The organism is Bacillus sp. FSL K6-3154 (assembly GCF_040869395.1).
In the GTDB taxonomy this organism is placed as follows: Bacteria; Bacillota; Bacilli; order Bacillales; family Bacillaceae; genus Bacillus; species Bacillus safensis.
Genome location: NZ_CP152033.1, coordinates 1,996,731 through 2,021,039 on the forward strand (window position 1 = coordinate 1,996,731; position 24,309 = coordinate 2,021,039).

The window sequence follows — 24,309 nt, forward strand, 5'->3', positions numbered from 1 at the left end:
TAAGCATAATATACTAGTCAATAAGTATTGATTTATAGATTTATTTTAGGTTTTAAATGTTTTTTGTATAAAAATCTTGAAGTGAAGGTAGTTTTTATTTCACGAGGCGGTGCCGGATGGCGAAGACGACAGCCTGTGTACGGTCTTGTGCATTGAGCTTTTGTAAAATACGGTGCACATGCGTTTTTACCGTACTTTTGCTGATAAATAATTGATCAGCAATGTCTTCATTCTTTAAGCCATAGGCCATTTGCTGTAATACATCGCGTTCACGTTCTGTGAATGATTCGTGAAGCAGATGAGTGTGATGTGTATCATTTGCCTGCTGAAGAGCTCGTGTCATCATGTGCTCAGAGGCTGCCGTTCGAAATACAGATTCACCAGCAAAGGCGGTGCGGATGGCCTCAATTAATTCCTCAGGCATTGTATCCTTCAGCAAATAACCGACTGCCCCTGCACGAATTCCGTCAAAGACGTATTCTTCCGTATCAAAGGTCGTGAGAATCACAACTTTTACATCTGGATGCTTTTTTAAAATGTGCTCTGTTGCTGTGATGCCATCCATTCCAGGCATTTGTACATCCATCAGCAGTACGTCTGGTGTGTTGATCGAGCAAAGCTCAACCGCCTCCTGACCGTCTGACGCCTCCCATATGACGTCAATATCCTCTTGAGCGCTTGCAATATAACGAAATCCTTGGCGGATCAGCGGCTGATCATCAATAATGCCAATCTTAATAGGGTTTGTCATGTCTCGGAGTCCTCCTTGATAGGAATGTGAACATGGATACAAAAGCCGTGCGGCTCGCGTATGGACGTCTTGAGGGAACCGCCTGCTGCGTCACACCGTGCCTTCATGCCTGACAGTCCAAAGCCAAATGAAATATCTTTTTCGCTGGTCAAATATCCATCGTCTTCAATGTTCATCATCAGCTCATGCTGGTCGTTAGATAGTGTAATGGTCATTGCGGTGGCCTTGGCATGGCGAATTGTATTGGTGATGGCTTCTTGTAAAATGCGGTAAAGCAGTTCAGATACGGAGAGCGGCCATTTTTTATACGTAAGCTGCTCTGTATGAAAGTGAATGTCAAGCTCACCCGATATCTCTCCTTGCTTGATGAGGCTGCGAAGTCCGGCAAGTCCGAGACCTGCATCATCTGACGCCATATGATGAACCACAGAACGAACTTCGGTGAGACAATTTTTAGAAATATGGATCAGCTCCTGAAACGTCTGCGTCATCTGCTCTGGTTCTTCCTGCTTTAAACGGTAGGGCAAAGACTGCAGCTGGACAATCATCGAGGTTAATTGGTGACCGATACTGTCATGCAGGTCACGTGCAATTCTGCTTCGCTCCTCGAGCACTGCAAATTGGAGTGACTGAACGGTCGCTTCTTCAAGCTCCATATGCGCCTTTTTCAATTGTTCATGGGCTTCTGATAATTCCTTGTGAACCAATTGCAGTTCTCCGAAGTGTTCTTCCTTTAATTCCTGTTCACGCCGACGCATTCTAGAAATCAAAACAAGTGTATACACAAGCAGCTGGAATAGCGGGAGAGTGATCACCATGTTCCAAGAAAAATCGTTTATATAATAGCTGATCCCACTGGTGAAAAAGATGATAGCAAATAGATAGGGATGATGCGCCTCTGAAAAACGAAAAGCGATAAAGCCGATCATAAAAAAGGTCAGTCCAATACTGTCTTGAATCTGACCTGTCACCAGCCACAAAAGATGTGTCAAAATCCACATCAAGAGGAGCATAGAAAATTGCTTTTTAGGTGACAGCTTGCTTTTTGGAAAAAGACAAAGGAGAAACACCAAATAGACGAAGGTGCGAAACACCAATTCGCCTAATGAAAGGGGCTCATACATTTGAATATACATATAGGTCAAAACAAGGCCTAATACGAATTTCCGCCTTATTTGACCTAAAAGCTTGAGTGGCTGCTGAAGGTTCATATCAAAAACTCCTGTCTGTCAGTTAATAGCAGCAGATGCCTTGATGTTCATATATCTTTTTAAAAGAATAAAACGTAAGCCGATCATACTGCCGATTGGAAGGAATGTCAGGCCATTTGCGAAAATGATCAGGGAATGACCGCCATCCTGTACAATTGAACCTACTGTCATCCGGATAAGGATGATTCCGATGAAAAAAAGTGTTCCATAAAGTGAGCTGGCGGCGGTGATACGCCCCGACTGTTGATCATATGTTACTTTGTATAGTTTACCTCTCCATAGCCCGATTGCAAAACCTGCGAGTGCAAAGACAATCATTGCAAGCAGGCTCATCGCCGTGATTTCAATATGCTGGGTAAAGGAATAAGAGAGTGTGCCTAATAAAATGAGCGGTCCTATGAGAAGCCTGATGGGGCGGATTTCTTTTTCCTTGCCTGTTCTTAAAAGCAGAATAATCATAATGATGACAATTTGAATGGTCATGACAAGATCTCCTTTTCGTTTTAGTCTATCTTCATCATACGCATCTTCTATTTTCGCCGCGTCCACCTGCAGGTTGATTTTAGAGAGCGGTATACTTGAATGTTGGAAATGATTCGTGGGAAAATAAGGATGATTATGTAGATAAGGGAGATGAGCTTTTGAAAAAGGTAACGCTTGGACGAACTGATTTGCAGGTAAATCCGATAGGGCTTGGTACGAATGCAGTAGGTGGACATAATTTATTCCCGAATCTTAGTGAGGATGCTGGACGGGAGCTTGTGGAGACGGCTCTTGATCAAGGTGTTAATTTCTTAGATTCTGCTTTTATTTATGGGCTGGGCCGTTCAGAGGAATTAATCGGTGAGATCATTGCCAAAAGAGGCGGCAGAGAAAAGCTTGTCCTTGCGACAAAAGGAGCTCATAAGGAAGTAAACGGGCAAATTGAACTTGATAACAGCCGTGATTTCTTAAGAGAGCAGGTTGAAAATAGCCTGAAACGACTGCAAACTGATTATATTGATTTGTACTATATGCATTTCCCAGATGGACGTACGCCGCTCGAAGAAGTAGCAGGCACATTAAAGGAATTGAAGGACGAAGGGAAAATCAGGGCAATCGGTGCATCAAACCTTGATTTTGAACAGCTTCAAGCCTTTAACCGAGATGGTTACTTAGACGTGCTTCAATCAGAGTATTCTCTACTGAAACGTCAGGCAGAGCAGGATCTTCTTCCATACTGTGTCGAGCATGGGATCTCCTTTATTCCTTATTTCCCATTGGCGTCAGGCTTGTTGACTGGGAAATTTACAAAAGATGCGACATTTGATGATATTCGAGCAAAGGACCCGCTTTTCCAAGGCGATGCTTTCCTTTCAAATCTCGAAAAAGTAGACAAGCTGAAGGCCATTGCTCAATCAAAGAATGCAGAAACAGCACACGTCGCACTCGCTTGGCTCTTAGCGCAGGAAGGCATTGATGCTATTATTCCAGGGGCAAAACGAGCAGACCAAGTGCTGCAAAACCTAAAAACAAACGATGTTCAATTAACAGAAGAGGAAATCAATCAAATCGATAAGATCTTCTCTTAACACTAAAAAAGGTGCAGCTATGCACCTTTTTTTTATGACATGGTGAGAGGGATTTTGATGACGAGCCGCAAATTTGGAGAACGGTAAGTGAAATCAAGCGTACCGTCTGCCTTTTCAACAAGCTGTTGAATGATATACGTCCCCATGCCTTGATGATCGCCGCCTTTTGTCGAGCGGCCAAAAGTTTTGAACAAATGATCTAGCACGTGTTTTTCCATACCTTTTGTGCTGTTTTCACAATGGATTAAAAATAGCCCGCTCCGAATAGAGGTCGTGACCGAAATGCTTCCCTCTTTTCCGGCTTGCTTCGCTTCAATCGCTGCATCTAGAGCATTATCAAGCAGGTTGCCAGTAAAACTAACCTGATCCGCCTTTGAAAAAGGAAGCGATGAAAAGGGTGCTTGAAGGTCTAGTGAAAGTGCAATGTCCTCTTTCTCAGCCCGCTCCAAAAAGGGATGTAGGGTTGAGGCTAAATATGCATTTTCTCCTTTAATCCATGGGAAATGTTTGACGTATTGCTGAATCAAATCTTTGATTTCATGCTCGTCGTTCGATGCGGAAAAGGCATTTAAATGTCTGGCTGTTTCATGATGTTTACTGCGCAGCTCAAGAAGTAATTCGTTGGTTCTTGATTCTGCGTTTATGAGCTCTTGAAGCTGTCCATTTAACTGTTTCTCTGTCTGCATCACCTTCAATGAGAGGATATCGATTGTCACCATCATGATGAGCGCCAAAAGACAGCTCAGTCCATTCGGTTGCGTTAGAAACAGCAAAAGACCTGTGCAGGTAATGAGTATAAAAGCGCCTAATATCACATCACCGCTCGTATGAGGCAAAAATCTTTTGTACATGAAAAATGTATAAACACACACCGCGCAAAAGGTAAGAAGCCACAACACAATGGATGAAAGCGGCAGAAAGGCTTCAGCAGCTGCATGAAACGCAAGACCTAACCATATGAGAGCATAAATGCGAAATCCAAGATAGAAAGCGTTCACGTTCGTTCTCCTTAAAAATAGTATTTCTTAAAGAATTCTAATTGCTGCTTGGTCATCATGGCTTTTTTATCTGTCCCTTCAAAAGACACGATATACGAATTTTTAGCATACGCCGAGAAATTCTTAATGTAATGAATATTAATGATAAACGATCGGTGGGAGCGGATAAAATCCTTTTCAGCTAGATCGCCCTTTAGCTCATTTAATGTCTGATAGGTCTGGATATCTCCTGTCGTTGTTACGATAGTTGTTGACCGGCCTGTTCGCTCAACAAAAATAACATCCTTTTTCTGGAGCACATGAATATCTGACTGCTGCTTAATGAGAAGCCGTCCATGAATGCTCTTCTCCTGTTTGGTGGACATATAACGCTCTAAGCATTTGGCAATTCGATCAGCTTGGTAGGGCTTCATAATATAATCATGTACATTCAAATCAAACGCATGGACCGCATATCCACTGTTTCCTGTCACAAAGACCACATCGACATTCAGTGCGTGAGAGTGAATGAGGTCCGCTAATTCATAGCCGGACATTCCAGGCATTTCAATGTCAGCGAACAACAGATCAATGTCTCCTTTTTTGACCTTCTCATATGCATCCTCTGCTGACTGCGTGACAAAGATGATGTCCACAGCCTCCATCCTGCCTACAATGGCGTGCAGCTTTTCTAAATCTACTCGGTAATCGTCGACGAGACCTACTTTTATCATAAAAATCACCTATGACCATTCTTATTATTTGTCTATTTTACCATTTGTTTTTTTGAAATAGATCATTTCAAGACAGAAAAAGGACGTTTCGCGACATTTTTATATCAGGCAAGCGTTATTTTTTCTATCATAGACTTAGAAAGTTGAAAGGGGCGAACCACATGATTACTCTCAGCGATTGCAGCTGCTGGTTTAAAGATAAGAAAAAAGTCGTAAAAGCGATGAAACACATGACGTTCTCCGTGAAGGAAGGGGAAGTCGTTGGCATTCTAGGAGAAAATGGTGCAGGAAAAACAACATTATTGCGCGCCGTAGCCACATTATTAGAGCCTACACACGGAACAGTCACTGTCGCAGGCTTTGATACAGTGAAAGAAGCAACAGAAGTGAAAAAGCGAATTGGTGTCTTGTTTGGCGGAGAGACGGGGCTTTACGATCGTTTGACGGCAAGAGAAAACCTTGAATACTTTGGCAAATTATATGGCTTAGATCAGCATGAAATCAAAGCAAGAATAGAGGATTTGGCAAAGCGTTTTGGGATGAGACAATACATGGATCGCAAGGTGAAAGGATTCTCAAGAGGAATGAAACAAAAGGTGGCGATTGCCAGAACGTTAATTCATGATCCTGACATTATTTTATTTGATGAGCCGACAACAGGCTTAGATATCACGTCGAGTAATATTTTCAGAGATTTTATCCATCAGCTCAAGCAGCAAAATAAAACGATCCTCTTTTCAAGCCACATCATGGAAGAAGTCAGCCAGCTTTGTGACAGTGTGATGATGATTCATCAAGGAGAGCTTGTTTACAAAGGGACACTTCCAGAATTATATGCACAGGAACAAAGTGAAGACTTGAACTATATCTTTATGTCGAAGCTCGCTAGGGGGATTTCATAATGTGGAAAACCGTCTTTTTGAAAGAAATGACAGATGCGCTAAGGGATCGAAAAACGTTGCTCTTAACCGTACTGATTCCTCTTTTGACCATGCTTGGGCTGGTGTTCTTTTATGAAAGCATGATTGCAGATCCAGGGGATAAAGCCTATACAGTCGCCATCAATGAACAGCTTCCAGCCGAAATGAACCAAATGATCAAAGAGGTCAAAAACCTAAACCTTGAAACATTTGATGATCCGCAGCAAGCCGTCAAGGATGGGGAGGCAAATGCTTACCTGGAAATGCCGAAAGAGGCAGGCGATATGCTCAAGCATCAAAAGCCATTCGCCATTAAAATTCATGGATATACGACAGATGATGATTCGGTGATCACCGTTCAAATGCTGCAATCATTGCTGGAGCAGTATCAAAACCAGGTGGTCGAGAAGCGTTTAGCAGCGGATCAAATCGATACGTCCGTTATTCATCCGTTTGAAGTGCAGTCCGTTGATGTAGAAGAAGGTGATGAAGGGGAAAACGGAGTGACCGCTATGCTGTTGTCGATTCTCCTTCCAATGATTTTGGTGACCTCCGTGATCTCAGGAGCTTTGCCGGCAGCGCTTGATATTGTAGCAGGTGAAAAAGACCGAAAATCAATTGAAGCCTTATTCCTGACGCCGGCCAGCAGACTCCAGATTCTCATCGGAAAATGGCTCGCTGTCTCTATGTTCGGTATTTTAAGTGGGATTGTGGCGATCGGCATGCTGCTTCTATCCACTTTGCTCTTTACAGAAAAGCTGAAGCAAGCTCTGAACTTTGGTGATCAAATGTGGAGCATTATCACCGTCATGTTTGCGGCGCTTATCATCTTCTCCTTCATGGTATCCATGATTGAACTGCTGCTCAGTGTCGTTTCAAGCTCAGTGAAAGAAGCTCAGTCGTACATGTCCATGATCATTACACTAGGTGTGCTCCCAATGTTCTTTACCATGAGAGCAGGTGCTACGCAGCTAGATACGTATTACTTTGCCATCCCATTCCTCAATATTCATGCGTTGTGTAAGCAATTGATGTTTGGTATCATCGATCCAACGTCCATCGCCTTGACACTCGGCTCCTCAGCTCTCGCAGTTGTCATCTTGTTTATTATCGTGAGAAGCTTGTTTATGAAAGAGAAATGGATGCTTGCGAAATAAAGAAACGCCCTCTTTGATAGAGGGCGTTTTCAAGTGAATGCCGATCATCGTATTTTTCAGTTTAAGAAACCGAATTGATCCAAGTTCTCTAAATAAAATTGAAAATACTCGTCATGAATACCATCAGGATATTCTTCTAACCCATTTTCGATAAGTGCACCTTCAATTAAAGCATTTATATACCTATTAAGCTTTTCGCAACTATCTCTTACGGTAAATTCTGAAACATATAATCCATCTTTACTTTCTAAAATGATATCAATTCTTCTACCTTCTTGTTCATCAAGCAATAAGTGATTATACTCCCATTCTTTTACTCTTTTAGGGTTTAACGGATGAAGACGATTATGAAGTACTTGTTCACGATGATCCTTTTTTTCCTCATTCGAAAACAATTGAATCAATATACTCGGATCATCAATGACAAAACATTTAAATATCTTAGTATATTCAAAGTGATCATCATCTACTAAATCTAAAATCTTTGTTTTTGAAAATTCTCTAGCTTTAAATTTAGACGTTATCATTTCAACGACTTGTTCTTTAGTAAAAATCAATTGATCTTTTTTATATAAATATTGTTTATATAGCTTTTCGTAATTGAACATTATTCACCTCTATTAACTATTTAACAGGACCTCCGTAGAAAGCATGAGCTTTTGAAGTTCTTTTATGGGGATGCCAGTAATAATAATACCCTTTCTTGATTTCATTCTAGCAATTGCTTGTGACTTACTTATTCCTTTTCCAATATATACTCCGCCTCGGATAATAGCTTCATAATGGTTATACTTTTTATTCCTGTGCTTGCTGGCTTCTGTAGCAATTACATAACCAGCTCCTGCAACAACAATCACCGCACCAGTATGAAATAAAGAATGAGGAGTACCTTTTTTACTTCGAGTTTACACTACATCTTTAACTCAAATAAGCAGAAAAAAATCTTAAGTACAAAAAAGAATAATCAGGATTGAATATCTCAAAGTGATCAAGCTAAAGAAATGGAACACTGATTATAGAAAGAAATGTTGTCAAGGGTAAGATAACTTGACTATATTCTGGTTTTTGATGATAGAGGGGGTTCACGATCACCAAACCAGGTGATAAATCATAACAAAAAACCCCCGGGATCGGGGGTTTTTCTTTAGTTCTTGATGAATTTCTCAACTAATGAGCTTGTTTTGTAGTCGTTCAAATCAAGTTTCCATTGGTCGATATCATTTTTCTTCATGTTGACTTCTACTGTTTCTTCAGAAGATGATGGTCCTAATTTTTTAAACTCATCTGGGTAAATTGATAGTAAGTATTTTTGCGCTTCATCATAAGAAGCTGAACGGTTTTTGCTGTAGAACTCAGTCGCTTTCTCTTTCAAACGATCGACAAGCGGACTTGCATCGATTGGTGTCAGAGTCACAGTCACGACAGCTTTATCACCACTGATGGATTTTGTTTTTGTTGAAACTTTTGATTTTTCAGCTAATGTTTCTTTCACAGCTTTTAAAAGCTTATCAAGGTTTTCGTCCTTCGCTGAGCTAGAAGAAATACCTGATGAAGTGATGTAACCTTGTTTGAATGATTTATCAAATTCGTTCACAACAGTTGATTTGTTATCACCTGTTAGTTTTTCGAAATCATCGTTTTTCTTACCAAAAATCATCACATCAATATAAGAAGAAAGAGCTTTTGCAGATGCTTGTAGTGTATCTGCTTTTTTCATTAAGTCTTTTCCTTTAATATCGAATTCTAATGTCTTGTCATCTTTTTTCGATCCGCTTCCTGGCTCTGTGTAAACAAGCTGATAGTCTTTGTCTTTGTCAACAACAAAGAAAAGACCGCCTTTAGTCACTTTGTCTGCATTTAAAGAGCTTGAAGATAATACTTCGTTATAGTCATCTGGAGAGATTGTAGATACCTGTGCGTCATCTTGGTAAAGCGTGAAGTTGCTTTTATCAACATTGAGAGGCTCTTTGCTGATATTTTTTACAGATACATTCACTTTTAGTACATACTGATCATCTTGTACAGATGTATCGTATTGAGGTGGTAATGTGTATTCAGCACTTTCTACCTTTACCTCTGCTGCATCAAGAGATTTTTTGGTATCGTTTTCTTTCGCAGCTGTTTTGTCTTTTCCACCACTACAAGCAGCAGCGACAACAGTTACACACAAGATCAGAAGAAACAGGGATAATTTCTTTTTAAACATGGCGTGTTTTCCTCCTCGGGTTTATGGTGAATTTCATTGAAAAGCTGTAGTTCATATCATTCTTTTTGCACAAAAAGAAAAATACTGTATGTTTTTTACTGTAGAATGAAGCGAAAGTACTGTCAATACCTCAGTGCGTTTCCGAGGTTGATTGGCTTCAAGTAGTAAAAATGACACTAAGTTGAGAGGAGAAACTTGTAATTTATTATTTGATATCTCCTGTAGAAACTCAACATTTTATATTTTAAGGTTTTGAGTCGGATTATTGAATAGGTTCAAATGACTGTTTTTGAAGATGATGTCGCAATTAGAAGGATTTTTATGACTTGTAAATGAGTATATAGTAATGAATATTTCTTCCTGTTATGTATATGGTCACTTGGTTTGAGTGTTGTTGGCAGCGAGACACATGTCCAGCAAATTTAGACAGGCTGCCGACACTGAACGTGCTTTTTCATGTCAAAATGGCAGTCATCTACACAGAAACGCTACATAAAATAAAAGAGAAACGAACTGGAGGTGGATGTATGGCAGTGGTAAGAGCGACAAGCTCTGATATTGATTTAATGGCCAGACTGCTGAGAGCGGAGGCAGAAGGTGAAGGGAGGCGAGGGATGCTGCTCGTAGGAAACGTGGGCATCAATCGTTTGCGTGCCAACTGCTCTGACTTTAAAGGGCTGCGTACGATTCCACAAATGATTTATCAGGAGCATGCATTTGAAGCGGTCACGCATGGTTACTTCTATCAGCGAGCACGAGAAACGGAAAAAACACTTGCGCGGAGAAATATTAACGGAGAACGTTTTTGGCCGGCAAAATTCAGCCTTTGGTATTTTAAACCGCCTGGCGATTGTCCGGCGACTTGGTACAATCAGCCGTTTGTGGCAAGGTATAAGTCACATTGCTTTTATCAGCCAACCGCCGAAACGTGTGAAAATGTTTATAACACCTTTTAGCTTGATGAAACGCACAACCCTCTTCGAGTACAAATGCAGAGGGTTGTGTTTTTGTTTTTTCCAAAATGGGTAACCATTGTGTATCAGCAAGATGAAGCACGTGAATGGAGGAAATGAAGATGTATCAAGATTTAAAAGGGAAAACAGCCATTGTCACAGGTTCTTCAAAAGGAATTGGACAAGCGATTGCATTGCGGTTTGGACAAGAGGAAATGAATGTGGTTGTAAACTATAAAGGCGATGAAGATGGAGCTGAAGAGACCGTACAAGCCATTCAGAGGCACGGAGGTGGGGCGGTGAAAGTACACGCAGATGTCTCCAAAGAGGAAGGCATCCAAGCCATCATGGATACAGCACTGGAGCATTTCGGTACAGTAGATGTATTCGTCAATAATTCAGGCTTCAACGGCGAAGAAGCGCTGCCGCATGAGATGACGCTGGAGCAATGGCAAAACGTCATCGATGTCAACATAACAGGTGCATTTTTAGGCGCAAAGGCTGCGCTCGCCTATATGATGGAGCATGACATCAAAGGATCGATTTTAAATATTTCCAGTGTCCATCAGGAAATTCCGCGCCCGTTTAATGTTCATTATTCCACTTCAAAGGGCGGAATGAATATGATGACGAAGACGCTGGCTCTTGATTATGCCGAAGCAGGTATTCGAATCAACGCGATTGCGCCGGGTACCATGGCAACCGAATCGAATGATGATTTACAGGATGAATTGAAAAAACAAAAGCAGCTTGAGAAAATTCCGATGAGAACCTTTGGTGAACCGAAGGAGATTGGGGCCGCTGCTGCATTCCTCGTTTCTAAGGAAGCGGCGTATATCACAGGCACCACCTTATTTGTAGATGGTGGAATGACACTTTATCCTTCTCAAATCAATGATTAATCCAAAAAACATCCGCCTGTTCATCCGGCGGATGTTTTTTGTTCGTAGCGTTGAGCGACTTTGGCTGGTTTGCCGAGCAGCATCGGGTATTTGCTCAGGAAGGAGATACATGGCACCATGAGCAGCAATGTGCCAATCGTATAAAAAAGTGTCCAAGAGAGCTGTGCTGTATCAGCAATATTGATACCGAGTCCATAAAAAACAAATGCTTTCATGATATCGATACCGGCAAACTGCAAGACAAGAATGACAATAGAATTACGTCCTAGATACGTCAAAATAGGGGATGTTTTCAATTTAAAGCTTAAATAAATCACGGCAGCTGAACCGAGCAGAGCACATGCGTAGAAAATAAAGAGATCACCGTAGTCGTTGACGCGCATATCGATCCGTGAATTAAAGCTTTGCATGTAAGCCGTTAGCACAAGCAGACCTGTACATAAAAGAAGGGTTGGATCTGTTTTTAATTCCACAAACCATTGCTTTGCTAAAAATCCAATCGAATAAAACACAACAGCTGTCAAGGCGACATTGGCGTTCCAAGGAAGACTTTGATCTAAAAGCAAGGTAGAGGCATATCCAGCACCTCCGCAAAGAACAGTCAGCAAGATCACGGCAGCGGGTTTTCCTTTAGAAAGACGATGCATAAAGAAAAATAAAATTTCCACTAAAAAGAGCGTCGTTAAAAACCAAATCGCTGGGTTATGTGTGAGTCTTGCTTCATCTGCATTGGATATGAAAATACCTGTAAACGGAACGAAAGGATCAATATCCGTTTGTCCCTTGAATGCGAAAAAACGGGTAACGGAGAACCAAAATACATACGTAATGATGGAGAAATAGAGATAGGGCAAGAGTAAGCTTTTGGCTTTTTTCTGAATAAATGACAGAGCAGGGGATGAGGATGATCGAAACATCATGCCTGATAGTAAAAAGAAAAGCGGCATATGAAAAGAGTAAATGAATTGCTTGAGCGAATCTGGAATGGGCACATGCGCCATGACCACGAGCAGAATGCCAATTCCTTTAGCTGCATCAACCCAATCGAGTCTCTTTTTCATGTCTGTCATCTCCTTCTTTCTCAGCGTTGTAAACCGTTCATTGAATATGTACCTCTACTATATAAAAGGTACACCTCTTATGCGTTTACAGTTCGCTAACGATTAGAAGACACATTTGCGATCAGATGACAGACGGAAGGATTTTGACATCTTGATGTTACATTTCCCATTTTTTATGACAATGTAAAAAAGAAGCCTGGAAAGCTGGCTTCAAAATAATTCTGCTATTCGCTTGAAGGAACGTTGTTTTTCGATCGTATCAAAGGAATTGTTCAGAATCATGATGTCATCCGTTTGATAGCGGTCCATCAAGGTCTGTAATTGCTCTTTCACCGTTTTCTTCGAGCCGACAATCATCCGCTGGCGGTTTTGCAGCACTTTTTTCTTTTCCTGTGTGGTGTAGTGATAGGCGCTTGCTTCTTCTATAGAAGGAACGCGGCTGTCCAGTCCCTTTTCAACACGAAGCAGCCATAAATCTGTACTGCTGGCGATCCTGTCTGCTTCTTCATCTGTTTCACCGCAGATGACAAAGACGGCAAACATAGATTGTGGCTGCCTAGAAAAGACAGATGGAGAAAAGTGTGATCGATACGTCTCAAATGCTTGTGTGCCGCGTGCAGGATGGATAAAGTGGCCGAAAATATAGTTGATTCCAAGCTCCGCCGCCTGCATGGCACTATTTTCTCCCAGCCCAAGCAGCCAAACCGGCGGATGAGTATCAACAAGCGGAGCAGCTTTCACGCCTGTATGCGGATGACCAGAAGGCAGTCTGTCTGATAAGTAAAAAAGAAGATCCTTCAGCTGGCGGTCAAACTGAGACAGATCTTTAGGCACGCCGTCTGTCAAAGCGAGCCTCGTCCTTTCGATCCCGCCTGGAGATTTGCCGACACCAATCTCAATCCGTCCAGGATAAAGGGCTTCAAGCTGCCGCGTGACCTCTGCTACTTTAAAAGGACTGTACTGAGGAAGTAAAATACCGCCAGATCCGGTACGCAAGGTCGTTGTATGAGCCGCAATATGAGCCATTAATATTTCAGGCGCTGTACTAGCGAGCCCTCTTGTGCTGTGGTGTTCAGCGAACCAATAGCGCTCATACCCAAGCGTTTCAGCCAGCTGAGCCAGCTGCGTTGTATGAATCAATGTCTCCTGAGCAGACTGACCTTTAGGAATGGCGACTTGATCTAATATATGAAGTGATGGCATCATCAACATCCTTTCATCAACATGCTGAATATAAGTATAAAGAAATCCTTAGGTGGAAGGAAACGAAAGGGTTTATCCTTTGATCCTTTGCTTTTATCTTTTCTATATCAACATATGAAACCACATCAATACACTCCTTATCAGCAAGAGCTGTTCATCGGGAACTTTCGACAATGTTTCACATGAAACACTTCATTAACGACATGAACCATTTCCAATCTGCATCTTTCGTTAAAAAAATATAAAGTGTTTGAAACCTATCTTGAACATAGATCGTATATACTAGTAAATAGAAAAAAGAGTAAGAGGCTCCAATGTCATTTCATGAATTTTGTCGAATTTTCATGTATGATGATTTTAATAGGGTCCATCGCTTAATAAATAGATTTTTATTATGCTGGAGGAGTGATTGATTTGGCGATTACATTAGAAAAAGGTCAACGTATTGATTTAACAAAAGGGAAAACAGGGCTAACAAATATTCTTGTTGGACTTGGCTGGGACCCTGTATCACAAGGCGGCGGATTTTTAGGAAAGCTGTTTGGCGGCGGAGGCGGCGCTGATGTTGATTGTGATGCTTCAGTGCTCATGCTGAAAAATGATAAGTTTACGGAAAATAAAGATTTGATTTATTTTGGCAACCTAAAAAGCAAATGCGGCAGTGTGGAGCATACAGGTGACAACCTGACTGGTGAAGGAGACGGAGATGATGAACAAGTCCTCGTCAACTTGAGCAAGGTGCCGGGTAATGTGAATAAATTGGTGTTTGTCGTGAACATTTATGATGCCCTTAGAAGAAACCAACACTTTGGTATGATTCAAAATGCTTACATTCGCATCGTTGATCGTTCAAACAATCAAGAATTAGTGAAATATAATTTAAAAGATGATTATGCAGGAAAAACATCATTAATCGTCGGAGAGCTTTATCGTCACGAGAATGAGTGGAAGTTTGCGGCGCTTGGAAATGGAACAAATGATGCGAAGCTTGCAGATATTACGAGAAACTATATTTAAACAGAAGGGAGAGGTTCCTAGTGGGAATTTCTTTAGCGAAAGGTCAAAAAATTGATTTAACAAAAACGAATCCGGGTTTAACAAAAGTAGTCGTCGGTCTTGGCTGGGACGTCAATAAGTATGACGGCGGACATGACTTTGATCTGGACGCAAGTGTATTCCTTTTAGATGCGACAGGTAAAGCAAGCTCTCCATCTGACTTTGTCTTTTACAACCAAACAACTGGCGGAGGCGGCAGTGTCGTACATACAGGCGATAACCGCACTGGTGAAGGGGACGGGGATGACGAGCAGGTCAATGTTGACCTTGCAGCTGTACCAGCAAGTGTTGAAAAGATTTCATTTGTCATTACAATTCATGATGCAGAAGCGCGCAGTCAAAATTTCGGACAAGTGTCTAACGCATATGTACGTATTTTAAATGCAGCATCGAATGAAGAACTCATTCGCTACGATTTGGCAGAGGATTTCTCAATTGAGACAGCCATTATTGTAGGTGAATTATACCGTCATGGCGGGGAATGGAAATTCTCAGCTGTCGGATCAGGCTATCAAGGCGGTCTTGCCCGCATTGCAACGGACTTTGGCTTAGATATCGGATAACGCAATAGTTTCCTATTTTCAAAGACAGGAGAGATACGAATATGGCGATTCAGCTTTCAAAAGGACAACGTGTCGATTTAACCAAAACCAACCCAGGGCTGACGAAAGTGATGATCGGTCTTGGCTGGGATACGAATAAATATTCTGGCGGAGCCGAATTTGATTTGGACGCTTCGGCTTTCTTGGTGGATGCAAACAATCGTTGTCAGCAAGATACAGATTTTGTGTTCTATAATAACCTTCAGCATCCGAGCGGCAGTGTCACTCATACAGGTGATAACCGTACGGGTGAAGGAGATGGAGATGACGAGCAAATTCTCGTTGATTTCTCGAAAATTCCTGCTAACATTGATCGTATCGGAATTACAGTTACGATCCATGATGCAGAGGCGCGCAGCCAGAATTTTGGACAAGTCTCTAATGCATTTGTTCGTGTTGTAAATGAAGAGGGCGGGGAAGAATTGATTCGCTTCGATTTAGGCGAAGACTTCTCAATTGAAACAGCTGTTGTGGTATGTGAATTGTACCGACACGGAAGTGATTGGAAGTTTAACGCGATCGGAAGCGGATTCTCTGGCGGACTTGCAGCTCTTTGTCAAAATTATGGGTTAGAAGTGTAAATAAGAGAAACAAATCAGTTCAAGAGATGCTGTCAAAAGCTCATATGAGGGCCTTTTCCTAAGTGAGAAAGAAACAGCGATCAAGAATAGCAGCAGGCGAAAGCCTGCTGATGCTTCTACACTTATAGGAGGAAAACCAGTTGGACATTTTGAAACATATGTTGGATACATATGCCTCGTTTTTTGATTGGCATATGTGGGCAGAGGTATTAACAGACCCTGTCTCTTGGGGGCTTATTGGGACTCTTGTCGTGCTTGAAGGATTGTTATCAGCAGATAACGCACTTGTATTAGCTGTGATGGTGAAACATCTACCAGAAAAGCAGCGTAAAAAGGCATTAACCTACGGATTAATTGGCGCTTATTTCTTCCGTTTTCTATTCATTGGCGTAGGGATGCTGCTTATTAAGTTCTGGTGGATTAAGGTCCTCGGAGCTGCTTACTTAGCATGGCTTGTTATTAAGCACTTCTGGTTAGGTGACGGCGATGATGAAGCGAAGGAACTGAAAAAAGAAGGCTGGTTGATTCGAGTCTTTGGTGTGTTCTGGGCAACTGTTATTTCTGTTGAAATTATGGACCTTGCCTTCTCGGTTGATAGTATTCTTGCAGCATTCGCTGTATCTGAGGAAGTATGGATTCTACTATTAGGCGGAATGCTTGGAATTCTCATGATGCGTACAGTCGCACAGTTATTCCTTGTTCTCATTGACCGTATCCCAGAGCTTGAGAATACAGCGTTTATTCTCATCGGGATCATTGCGATCAAAATGGGCTTGAGTGCTGCTCACATTGAAATCCCGCATCTTGTATTCTTTGCGATTATTATCCTAGCATTTATCGGAACGTTTATCGTTCATAAGATCAATAAGAAGAAACATCAAGAAGTGACAAACGAAGCTGCGGCTTCAAAAGAAGAATAGGACGATCAAAAAGGAATGGAGTTGATTAGCGGCTCCATCCTTTTTTGAATCATCAAGTCATTTGTTCGATTTTCTCTCAACAACAGGAGGTGGCACAGCATGCGGTATTTTCAGTTTTTATCAGAGGCGAGGCAGCACGATATTTTTTTCAAACGGCCGGGGTCGATGCATTTGATGACGCCAAGGCACGTACTTGCGCATGCATTAGGTGCTACTTTGTATATGCCTGCGACAAGACAGGATATAGCAGACATGCTGCTGTCGCAGAAATATGAAGCGCTTTGCTCTGTTGTATTTTGTTTAGAGGATGCCATCGGTGATCAAGAAGTGGAAATGGCTGAACAGAATCTAGTGGTACAACTCGCCAAACTGTCGGACAAATTAACGCATACACCTGAAATGGCTGAACAAATGCCGCTTTTATTTATTCGGGTTCGTTCGCCGAAGCAGCTGCTGAAAATGGCAGATTTGCTTGGTCCATCTCTTCGTTTATTGACGGGTTTTGTATTTCCAAAGTGTTCTATTCATAATGCGAAGGATTATTTGGACAGCTTGAAACAGGCGTCCGCACAAACGAAGACCACGCTGTACGGTATGCCCATTTTGGAAACACCCGATTTATTAGAAAAAGAAACAAGATATACGGTGCTGTCTAAGTTAAAGCAGATCATGCTGAATGATGAAGAATATATTTTGAATATTCGTATTGGGGCAACGGATCTTTGCGGCTTATATGGCATTCGCCGTGATCGCGACACCACCATTTATGAAATCAGATTGATTGCTGATTTGATCACAGATATTATCAATTATTTTGGCCGTTCCTTTGTTGTATCAGGTGCTGTATGGGAGCATTTTGGTCCTGCACGAAAGGAACAAAAACCATTCATCCGTGCGCTTTCTAAGGGCGGTGAGCTGTCCTTATCTGAATTCGATGATGTACAAGGTTTACTCAAAGAGACAAGACTCGATGTAGCCAACGGCATACATGGAAAGACAGTGATCCATCCAACACATCTCAAGCCAGTGCAAAGCATGTACGTTGTGACAAAGGAAGAGTACTTGGATGCATTAAGCATTCTGGAACATGCCGACGGCACAGTTGGCGTGATGAAGAGTGCTTTCTCTAATAAGATGAATGAAACGAAGCCGCATTACAGGTGGGCAGAGCACATTTTAATTAAGTCAGACATTTACGGGGTGTTTCATGAAAATAGAAGCTATATCGACATACTCACAGAATCAGAAGCGGCATACGCTGAACATCTTGGAACATATGGAGGTTGAGCTTGACCTCAAAGAAGGTGCGCTCCAGCTTGAAAAAGAGCATCTTTTTGAGATGGCGGCAAGGGTGAACAAAAAAAGAGCCTTTTTATTCGTGAGTAAGGTGCTTGGAAAGCATATTCCTGTTCATCCAGTAAAACCGCTCCTTGTCTCGGGTCTTTTAGCGATGGCATATGCCAAAGAGCAAACGGGAAAGACGCCCCCGCACCAAGATCTTCTTGTAGAGGCACTCAAGACGGATGATCACACGGTGTTAACGGCAGCCTATGAAACACTCAAAGAAGAAAAGCTTTCAGCTGGCAATAAGCCTGTCGTCATCGGCTTTGCGGAAACGGCAACAGCCCTTGGACATGGTGTGTATGATGTGATAGAAGGCGCATCATACATTCATACGACACGTGAACAGCTGCTGGATCTTGACCCGTCATTGGTATTTGAAGAAGAACATTCGCATGCAACAGATCAGCTTTGTTATGCAGACGAAGCATTCCTTCGCACAGACCGCCCCATCGTGTTAGTAGATGATGAAGTCACAACAGGTCGTACCAATATCAACATCATTCGTGACCTTCATGCAAAGTATCCAAGGCATTCTTATACCATTCTTTCCATTTTGGACTGGCGGACGGAGGAGCATGAGATAGCCATGTGCCAGCTTGAAGAGGAGCTTGGAATTCACATCACATCATTGTCTTTATTAAAAGGGCAGATGATTTTTCGAGGCAAAACGCTCGATGAGCCAGCTTATTCGTATGAGATTGCGGAGCAAGAGAAGCAGCCAAGTCTCTCTTTTCACTCTCTTCAATCTTTCTTTAAGCAGGTGCCCTATTCACTTTCTTATGCAGCAAATTCGGCTGGTCATTCGCCATATATACATGAAACGGGTCGTTTTGGTTTAAATGCAGCAGATACGGAAGCGCTCGACCAAGCAGCTGCTGAAGCGGGATTGAGGCTGCGGCAGGAACGCAAAGGAAAACAAACACTCTGCTTAGGGACAGGTGAGCTGATGTATGTGCCGATGAGACTGTCTGCACACATGGGGGAAGGCGTTCTCTTTCATTCAACAACGAGAAGCCCTATTCACCCAGTCGAAAAGGATGGATACGCTGTCCAAAATGGGTTTACCTTTATGAATCCAGAGGATGCCCGAATTCAGCACTACGTGTACAACATTCCAAAAGGTGAATATGATGATGTATTTCTCTTTTTTGAGAAAAAGGTCTCTCAGGAGGCATTGCTTCCGCTTGTTCACTTATTTGCTGAGCGGCATGTGAAGCATGTGCATATTGTGACTTTATCAGACGAGGTGAAGGTGAATGGCTAATGTGTATACAAAGATGGGGAGCTATCCAGAGCAGGATGTAACCTTCTTACTCAAAGATTTATCCTCTATTGAGATGGAGAAAAGTACAGAAGAGCGGGAGCGTTCGATTCAGAGCGGTGCGCATTATTCAGAAATGCTGCCAATTGAGTACAAACCAACGGCATCTTATATGACTTTATTCTATCAATCTCTTGAAGAAAGTAAGGAAAAGGTAGCAGAAGCAGTAGCTGTTGTAGCAGAACAGATTGTGAAGAAACGAGGCTTCCAAACCGTGCTTTGCAGTTTGGCGCGTGCGGGGACACCGATCGGGGTGCTGATCAAACGATATATTCGAAAGACGTATCGTGTCGATCTGCCTCATTACAGCATCTCTATTATTCGCGACCGTGGAATAGACGAGAATGCACTGCATTACATGCTGAAAGAACATCCAGGTTTTGAAATTGCTTTTATCGATGGATGGACTGGAAAAGGGGCGATTTCGAAAGAGCTCCAAAAAGCTGTTCTTGATTTTGAAAAAAAGTATGGTGTACGTCTCTCGAGTGAGCTGGCTGTGCTGGCAGACCCCGGCTATTGTACACATGTATACGGAACGAGGGAGGACTTTCTCATTCCAAGTGCCTGCTTGAATTCGACAGTATCAGGGCTTGTCAGTCGTACGGTATTAAACAACCGCTGGATCAATGCCGATGATTTCCATGGGGCAAAGTATTATAAAGAGCTGCTTGATGAGGATGTGTCCAATCTATATGTGGATACAATTGAAGAAGCATTTTCAAGCCTCGGACCAAATGTACAAGAGAAAGCAGAAACCATACTCTCGCAAGGGACGCCGGCAGATTGGCGGGGAATGGCATCCATTGAAGCAATCGGTCAGGTGTTTCAAATTGAAAATACCCATTTGATTAAGCCGGGAGTTGGTGAGACGACCCGTGTGCTGCTTAGAAGAATCCCTTGGAAAATCTTGATTCAGCCTGGATCTCAGGAAAAGCTGAAGCATATCTTGCTTTTGGCAGAGGACAGAGGTGTTCCTGTCATTGAATATGCCAATATGTCTTACACGTGCTGCGGGTTAATTCGTCCGCTGGAGCAAACGTCATGAAGACATTTGCATTTGCTAGTGATTTAGACCGGACGCTGATTTACTCACATCGAGTGCTTGACCAGTATGCGTATGAAGGAGAGTATGATTTAGTTGAGGTGCTGGACGAACGGCCGCTTTCCTATATGTCTGTTAAAACGAAAAAATCTTTGCAGACGATTCATCAATCAGGCTGGTTCATTCCAGTGACGACAAGAACAACCGCACAGTATGAACGAATCACCTTCTTTGAGCAAGAGCTTAAACCGGAGTATGCTGTCACAACAAATGGGGGCTGTATTCTTCATCATGGCAAGCCGCTTGAGGATTGGCAGGCCATTGTTGATGAGAGACTTAGGGAGTGTATGCCAGTCAGAGAGATGCTGAGGGCGATCTCGGAACTTCCAGTTGCGGCATGGGTGAAGCGTACCCGTACAGCAGAGGGAAGATTTCTTTATTTGATTATGAAAGAGGAGTATCTATCTCACATTCCGCTTGCTGAATTGAAGCTGTGGGGCGAGGAGAGAGGCTGGCAGGTTTCTCTTCAGGGACGGAAGCTTTATTTTATTCCACAGCCGCTTAATAAGTGGGATGCTGTTGCTTTTCTAAAGGACAGGCTGCAGCTTGAATACGTCTATGGTGCGGGTGATTCTCTGTTAGATGCAGGGCTCATTCGTCAATCAGATATGGGCTTTGCCCCAAGGCATGGAGAAGTTCTGGACTTTGACCCATCACTTGAGCCGACAGCAGCATCTGGCATGGCCGCAGCAGATGAGATCACCGCTTGTGTCATCGAGCAGATGATGAACGCAAAAAAGCCTTCGATTCGATAGCAGAAGTAGAAGGCTGAATGATATGATAGTAGTAGCTTTCGAGAAAATATAGGAGAAAGGAAGGAGCGGCGTGAGTTATAAAGAAATCAATGTCACCCATACACGGGCGGAGCAGGAAGCCTGGAAAAATGTGCTGAAAAAGCCGCTCCCTGAAAGAGACGGTTATGTAAAGGACGAGCATATGTTGTCCTTGCCGCGTCTCGCCGCCCGGGTCCTTGGAACTCCGCATGATGCAACCGATTATTTTATTTATTTACATGAATTATACGAAACAGACGGCATGCATATTTTAAGTGAAACACTCAATCGTCATATTGAGCCGGAGCATTTTCAAGCGCTGCAGCGTATTCATTTGATTAACCAAGAAGAAAAGGGATTGTCCGTGAATCGCTTTGTTGCTTTTTTAGATGGTGAACAGCTGATTGTACGCCATCCAAACCCTGTGATGAACCGGCATATCCGTCTTTCATTGATCAAGGTATTTGAGCATTTCAAGCAGCTGCACGAGGGTGGATTTCAGCATCCTGATTTCCGCCGGGTCCTGCTGGATGTCGTGAAGTTTTCAAATAATCATCTAGGTCCATGGCTGAAGGAAGTCAAAATCGAAGAAAAAATGCCGGTTGTCATTTGGTATGGAGAGGCGAATAAAAGTCAGCTTTATTTTCTTTACTATGTCATGCTGATTGGCTGTGATGTTGTGCTATTTCATCCAGAAGGCGAGGATTCGTTCCGCGAATTAGATCCAGAAGAAAAGCTGACTTTTATTGATCAGTACCCGGGAACTTCAAAGCTTGAGCCGTTCCCTACTGAAAAGCCTGAGAGGAAATCAACGGTGGCGTACCGCTCGACAAGAGAGCTTGAAGAGGTGCTTCATACGGAAGATTCAATGCTGTATAAGCCGTGGCAATTCAGAGATCATACTCCTCATTCTATTACACTGAAGACCACGTATGATGAGCTGTTTTTAATTGCAAAGGAACGATCCTTTATCCGCCCGAATTTTAAAGCAGACCGGGACACGATACAGATTCCGAATCTTTTTGCGAAAATGATGGGTGTCACACGAGACAAGCGTGAATACTGGGATCGCATTCACACGTTAATGGAGGGGAAAGAGACGAAGACCATTCGCCATTTTCCTTTTACGAAAGAAGTGACTTCGAATTATCAATTTCATTATCAGCATGCACTTTCTTCTGCTGGAGAGATTGATCCTGACTTATTAATGAAAAGCAATGTGTGGCAGTTTTCTCATCTATATGAGGGCACGCAGCGTGCGATAGCAGAGGCGATATCTCGAATCTGTCAGCATCCGAAGCTATTAAAAGAAGGCAATGAAACCGAATTAGATGTCCGTATTTATTTATTCAAGCAGGTTCTGCATTTAAGCCAGGATCTCATTGAACTGATTCAAACCTTTGATTACGCACAAACCGTACCGAAAGTGATTTTATACCATACGGAATATAATGGAGAGCTGACTCGTTCTGATGCGGCCGCCCTGATTTTCCTAAATGAAATGGGTGTGGATCTCTTCGTATATCATCCGGCGGGATATCAGTGTATCGAACGGTATATCGATGACCAACTATTTGATACCCATTGGCTTGATGAGATGGTCATGAACCAGGAGTTTAAAGAGCCGTCCATCGTTAGAAAGTTATTTCAATCCATTAAAAACCGATAAGGAGATCAAAGCTTATGACAAATACAAACGGAAATGACATCATTTCAATTGATAAAGAGGAAATCACGATTGAGAAGGCAGACGATATTCGCGTTCAGCTTCGAAACGAACCAGAAGTGCAGAATATTGCGAGACAGATCGATGCGAAAAATCAGCTGGAACTGCTTGAATACGGGAAACAGCCGGCCGTTGAAATCTCTAAGTTCTCTGATCGTATCCTTTCAATGATGCGTTCAACAAGCGTCACTGACTCAGGAACAATGCTGACGCAGCTTGGTAAGATTATGGATCGCTTTGATAAAAATGATTTTGACGAACCGAAGGGTGGTTTGTTGTCAAAAATCTTTAAGCGCGGCGGCAGCATGATCGAAAAGATTTTTAGTAAATATCAAACGCTCGGTGCAGAAATTGAAAAAATTAATGTGGAAATTAGTAAATATAAAGATGAAATGACCAAATCGACTGTGACGCTTGAAGAAATGTATGAGCATAACATTCAATACTATTTGGAGCTGGAAAAGTATGTCGTAGCCGGTCAAATGAAAATCGAAGAATTAAAGCAATTGGTTCCTTCATATGAAGAAAAAGCAGCTAGTGGAAACCAGCTGGCACAAATGGAGCTTGATACGCTTCGTAATGGCATTCAAGCGCTTGAAGAGCGTGTGTATGACCTTGATATGGCACGAATGGTGGCGCTTCAAACGGCACCGCAAATCCGTTTGCTTCAGCGTGGGAATACGAAATTAATCGGTAAAATCAACTCTGCCTTCATCATCACGATTCCAATTTTCAAAAATGGGATCATTCAAGCTGTTACAGCGAAGAGACAAAAGCTTGTGGCTGATTCTATGAGTGAGCTGGATAGAAGAACAAATGAAATGCTGAAACGAAATGCTGAAAATATTTCAAGTCAAAGTGTGGAGATTGCCAAATTATCTGGCCGTCCAAGCATCGACATTGAAACGATCGAATCTTCCTTTAATACAATTGTACAAGGGATGAAAGAGACGAAACAGATCGAAGAAGAGAACAAGCGATTACGCGAAGATGGAACAAAACGTATGCTTGAGCTTCAAGATAATATTAAGCGGGCTGCCCTAGAGTCCTAAAAAAACAAGCTGTCTGTAACTAAAGTTGCAGGCAGTTTTTTATGAATTTAAATAAAATTTGAGGAAAAAGGTTTTTATGTGACCATTTTCGGGTAAATCCTGTTAAGGGGAATGGTTCGCCCATGATTCAAAAAACCGCTATGACGAGGATTCGACTTATTTTTTAGCACAATTAGGAATTTCCAG

Annotated in this window: 25 protein-coding genes; 15 read left to right on the forward strand and 10 right to left on the reverse strand. The window is 42.3% G+C overall.

Features of this window, described 5'->3' with window-relative positions:
- Window positions 1–94 precede the first annotated feature (94 nt).
- From MHH61_RS10455 to MHH61_RS10465, 3 genes are read right to left on the reverse strand one after another with little or no spacing between them, the layout of a single operon-like run.
- A complete protein-coding gene (locus MHH61_RS10455; protein WP_024427217.1) occupies window positions 95–751 on the reverse strand; it encodes a response regulator transcription factor in 657 nt (218 codons plus the stop codon).
- Complete coding sequence (locus tag MHH61_RS10460) at window positions 748–1,962, reverse strand: sensor histidine kinase (RefSeq protein ID WP_024427218.1); 1,215 nt, start codon at window positions 1,960–1,962, stop codon at window positions 748–750. The genes MHH61_RS10455 and MHH61_RS10460 overlap by 4 nt, the downstream gene beginning before the upstream one ends.
- 18 nt (window positions 1,963–1,980) lie before the next feature.
- The gene (locus tag MHH61_RS10465; protein WP_224427073.1) at window positions 1,981–2,445 is read right to left on the reverse strand and encodes a DUF1453 domain-containing protein; all 465 of its coding nucleotides are present in this window, start codon (window positions 2,443–2,445) and stop codon (window positions 1,981–1,983) included.
- Between the two features lie 158 nt (window positions 2,446–2,603).
- Here MHH61_RS10465 and MHH61_RS10470 point away from each other — a divergent pair, with 158 nt between their 5' ends.
- On the forward strand, window positions 2,604–3,533 hold the full coding sequence (locus MHH61_RS10470; protein WP_125587139.1) for an aldo/keto reductase: 930 nt from the start codon (window positions 2,604–2,606) through the stop codon (window positions 3,531–3,533).
- A 32-nt stretch (window positions 3,534–3,565) separates the two neighbouring features.
- Here MHH61_RS10470 and MHH61_RS10475 read toward each other — a convergent pair whose 3' ends face one another.
- Both MHH61_RS10475 and MHH61_RS10480 read right to left on the reverse strand, forming a co-directional pair.
- Window positions 3,566–4,531 (reverse strand): sensor histidine kinase, encoded by a 966-nt coding sequence (locus MHH61_RS10475; protein ID WP_120208457.1) that lies wholly within the window; start codon window positions 4,529–4,531, stop codon window positions 3,566–3,568.
- Between the two features lie 11 nt (window positions 4,532–4,542).
- On the reverse strand, window positions 4,543–5,244 hold the full coding sequence (locus tag MHH61_RS10480) for a LytTR family DNA-binding domain-containing protein (protein WP_024424366.1): 702 nt from the start codon (window positions 5,242–5,244) through the stop codon (window positions 4,543–4,545).
- A 161-nt stretch (window positions 5,245–5,405) separates the two neighbouring features.
- On the opposite strand from MHH61_RS10480, the gene MHH61_RS10485 reads away from it, so the two are divergent.
- Together MHH61_RS10485 and MHH61_RS10490 are read left to right on the forward strand one after the other, a co-directional pair.
- On the forward strand, window positions 5,406–6,146 hold the full coding sequence (locus tag MHH61_RS10485; RefSeq protein ID WP_025092774.1) for an ATP-binding cassette domain-containing protein: 741 nt from the start codon (window positions 5,406–5,408) through the stop codon (window positions 6,144–6,146).
- A complete protein-coding gene (locus tag MHH61_RS10490) occupies window positions 6,146–7,321 on the forward strand; it encodes an ABC transporter permease (protein WP_125587138.1) in 1,176 nt (391 codons plus the stop codon). Before MHH61_RS10485 ends, MHH61_RS10490 begins: the two co-directional genes overlap by 1 nt.
- Window positions 7,322–7,377: 56 nt before the next feature.
- Here the strand turns inward: MHH61_RS10490 and MHH61_RS10495 are convergent, their stop codons facing one another.
- The 3 genes from MHH61_RS10495 to MHH61_RS10505 all read right to left on the reverse strand — a co-directional run bounded on the left by MHH61_RS10495 (window position 7,378) and on the right by MHH61_RS10505 (window position 9,527).
- Entirely contained in the window at window positions 7,378–7,929 is a 552-nt protein-coding gene (locus MHH61_RS10495; RefSeq protein WP_125587137.1) for a hypothetical protein, read from the reverse strand.
- Window positions 7,930–7,941: 12 nt separating this feature from the next.
- The gene (locus tag MHH61_RS10500; RefSeq protein ID WP_125587136.1) at window positions 7,942–8,178 is read right to left on the reverse strand and encodes a hypothetical protein; all 237 of its coding nucleotides are present in this window, start codon (window positions 8,176–8,178) and stop codon (window positions 7,942–7,944) included.
- Between the two features lie 287 nt (window positions 8,179–8,465).
- Complete coding sequence (locus tag MHH61_RS10505; RefSeq protein WP_024424362.1) at window positions 8,466–9,527, reverse strand: DUF4352 domain-containing protein; 1,062 nt, start codon at window positions 9,525–9,527, stop codon at window positions 8,466–8,468.
- Between the two features lie 527 nt (window positions 9,528–10,054).
- Between MHH61_RS10505 and MHH61_RS10510 the strand changes: the two genes are divergently transcribed.
- Entirely contained in the window at window positions 10,055–10,483 is a 429-nt protein-coding gene (locus MHH61_RS10510) for a cell wall hydrolase (protein WP_024424361.1), read from the forward strand.
- 119 nt (window positions 10,484–10,602) lie between these two features.
- Window positions 10,603–11,382, forward strand: a complete 780-nt coding sequence (locus tag MHH61_RS10515; protein ID WP_125587135.1) for a glucose 1-dehydrogenase — start codon at window positions 10,603–10,605, stop codon at window positions 11,380–11,382.
- Between the two features lie 20 nt (window positions 11,383–11,402).
- Here MHH61_RS10515 and MHH61_RS10520 read toward each other — a convergent pair whose 3' ends face one another.
- Both MHH61_RS10520 and MHH61_RS10525 read right to left on the reverse strand, forming a co-directional pair.
- Window positions 11,403–12,443 carry an acyltransferase family protein gene (locus MHH61_RS10520; RefSeq protein WP_125587134.1) on the reverse strand — a complete coding sequence of 347 codons (1,041 nt, stop codon included), beginning with the start codon at window positions 12,441–12,443 and terminating at the stop codon, window positions 11,403–11,405.
- Between the two features lie 210 nt (window positions 12,444–12,653).
- On the reverse strand, window positions 12,654–13,646 hold the full coding sequence (locus tag MHH61_RS10525; RefSeq protein ID WP_125587133.1) for an LLM class flavin-dependent oxidoreductase: 993 nt from the start codon (window positions 13,644–13,646) through the stop codon (window positions 12,654–12,656).
- A gap of 414 nt (window positions 13,647–14,060) precedes the next feature.
- Between MHH61_RS10525 and MHH61_RS10530 the strand changes: the two genes are divergently transcribed.
- From MHH61_RS10530 to MHH61_RS10575, 10 genes are all read left to right on the forward strand, one after another.
- A complete protein-coding gene (locus MHH61_RS10530) occupies window positions 14,061–14,663 on the forward strand; it encodes a TerD family protein (RefSeq protein ID WP_024427228.1) in 603 nt (200 codons plus the stop codon).
- A gap of 20 nt (window positions 14,664–14,683) precedes the next feature.
- Window positions 14,684–15,265, forward strand: coding sequence for a TerD family protein (locus tag MHH61_RS10535; protein ID WP_034623949.1), 582 nt, complete (start codon window positions 14,684–14,686; stop codon window positions 15,263–15,265).
- 41 nt (window positions 15,266–15,306) lie between these two features.
- Window positions 15,307–15,885 (forward strand): TerD family protein, encoded by a 579-nt coding sequence (locus MHH61_RS10540; RefSeq protein ID WP_007498343.1) that lies wholly within the window; start codon window positions 15,307–15,309, stop codon window positions 15,883–15,885.
- Window positions 15,886–16,025: 140 nt separating this feature from the next.
- Window positions 16,026–16,805, forward strand: coding sequence for a TerC family protein (locus MHH61_RS10545; RefSeq protein ID WP_024424355.1), 780 nt, complete (start codon window positions 16,026–16,028; stop codon window positions 16,803–16,805).
- Window positions 16,806–16,904: 99 nt separating this feature from the next.
- A complete protein-coding gene (locus MHH61_RS10550; protein WP_125587132.1) occupies window positions 16,905–18,092 on the forward strand; it encodes an HpcH/HpaI aldolase/citrate lyase family protein in 1,188 nt (395 codons plus the stop codon).
- A complete protein-coding gene (locus MHH61_RS10555) occupies window positions 18,082–19,413 on the forward strand; it encodes a phosphoribosyltransferase family protein (RefSeq protein WP_125587143.1) in 1,332 nt (443 codons plus the stop codon). The genes MHH61_RS10550 and MHH61_RS10555 overlap by 11 nt, the downstream gene beginning before the upstream one ends.
- The gene (locus MHH61_RS10560; RefSeq protein WP_125587131.1) at window positions 19,406–20,515 is read left to right on the forward strand and encodes a cysteine protease StiP family protein; all 1,110 of its coding nucleotides are present in this window, start codon (window positions 19,406–19,408) and stop codon (window positions 20,513–20,515) included. The genes MHH61_RS10555 and MHH61_RS10560 overlap by 8 nt, the downstream gene beginning before the upstream one ends.
- Window positions 20,512–21,327, forward strand: a complete 816-nt coding sequence (locus MHH61_RS10565) for an HAD family hydrolase (protein WP_125587130.1) — start codon at window positions 20,512–20,514, stop codon at window positions 21,325–21,327. The genes MHH61_RS10560 and MHH61_RS10565 overlap by 4 nt, the downstream gene beginning before the upstream one ends.
- Window positions 21,328–21,397: 70 nt before the next feature.
- Window positions 21,398–23,014 carry a YceG family protein gene (locus MHH61_RS10570; RefSeq protein WP_125587129.1) on the forward strand — a complete coding sequence of 539 codons (1,617 nt, stop codon included), beginning with the start codon at window positions 21,398–21,400 and terminating at the stop codon, window positions 23,012–23,014.
- A gap of 14 nt (window positions 23,015–23,028) precedes the next feature.
- Window positions 23,029–24,123 (forward strand): toxic anion resistance protein, encoded by a 1,095-nt coding sequence (locus tag MHH61_RS10575; RefSeq protein WP_024427234.1) that lies wholly within the window; start codon window positions 23,029–23,031, stop codon window positions 24,121–24,123.
- The last annotated feature ends 186 nt before the right edge of the window (window positions 24,124–24,309 follow it).

Coding starts and splice junctions, on each gene's coding strand:
- MHH61_RS10540 (WP_007498343.1), top strand. CDS start 15,307: ATGGCGATTCAGCTTTCAAAAGGACAACGTGTCGATTTAACCAAAACC.
- MHH61_RS10510 (WP_024424361.1), top strand. CDS start 10,055: ATGGCAGTGGTAAGAGCGACAAGCTCTGATATTGATTTAATGGCCAGA.
- MHH61_RS10505 (WP_024424362.1), bottom strand. CDS start 9,527: ATGTTTAAAAAGAAATTATCCCTGTTTCTTCTGATCTTGTGTGTAACT.
- MHH61_RS10480 (WP_024424366.1), bottom strand. CDS start 5,244: ATGATAAAAGTAGGTCTCGTCGACGATTACCGAGTAGATTTAGAAAAG.
- MHH61_RS10560 (WP_125587131.1), top strand. CDS start 19,406: ATGGCTAATGTGTATACAAAGATGGGGAGCTATCCAGAGCAGGATGTA.
- MHH61_RS10515 (WP_125587135.1), top strand. CDS start 10,603: ATGTATCAAGATTTAAAAGGGAAAACAGCCATTGTCACAGGTTCTTCA.
- MHH61_RS10520 (WP_125587134.1), bottom strand. CDS start 12,443: ATGAAAAAGAGACTCGATTGGGTTGATGCAGCTAAAGGAATTGGCATT.
- MHH61_RS10525 (WP_125587133.1), bottom strand. CDS start 13,646: ATGCCATCACTTCATATATTAGATCAAGTCGCCATTCCTAAAGGTCAG.
- MHH61_RS10465 (WP_224427073.1), bottom strand. CDS start 2,445: ATGACCATTCAAATTGTCATCATTATGATTATTCTGCTTTTAAGAACA.
- MHH61_RS10495 (WP_125587137.1), bottom strand. CDS start 7,929: ATGTTCAATTACGAAAAGCTATATAAACAATATTTATATAAAAAAGAT.
- MHH61_RS10490 (WP_125587138.1), top strand. CDS start 6,146: ATGTGGAAAACCGTCTTTTTGAAAGAAATGACAGATGCGCTAAGGGAT.
- MHH61_RS10575 (WP_024427234.1), top strand. CDS start 23,029: ATGACAAATACAAACGGAAATGACATCATTTCAATTGATAAAGAGGAA.
- MHH61_RS10555 (WP_125587143.1), top strand. CDS start 18,082: ATGGAGGTTGAGCTTGACCTCAAAGAAGGTGCGCTCCAGCTTGAAAAA.
- MHH61_RS10565 (WP_125587130.1), top strand. CDS start 20,512: ATGAAGACATTTGCATTTGCTAGTGATTTAGACCGGACGCTGATTTAC.
- MHH61_RS10485 (WP_025092774.1), top strand. CDS start 5,406: ATGATTACTCTCAGCGATTGCAGCTGCTGGTTTAAAGATAAGAAAAAA.
- MHH61_RS10550 (WP_125587132.1), top strand. CDS start 16,905: ATGCGGTATTTTCAGTTTTTATCAGAGGCGAGGCAGCACGATATTTTT.
- MHH61_RS10460 (WP_024427218.1), bottom strand. CDS start 1,962: ATGAACCTTCAGCAGCCACTCAAGCTTTTAGGTCAAATAAGGCGGAAA.
- MHH61_RS10455 (WP_024427217.1), bottom strand. CDS start 751: ATGACAAACCCTATTAAGATTGGCATTATTGATGATCAGCCGCTGATC.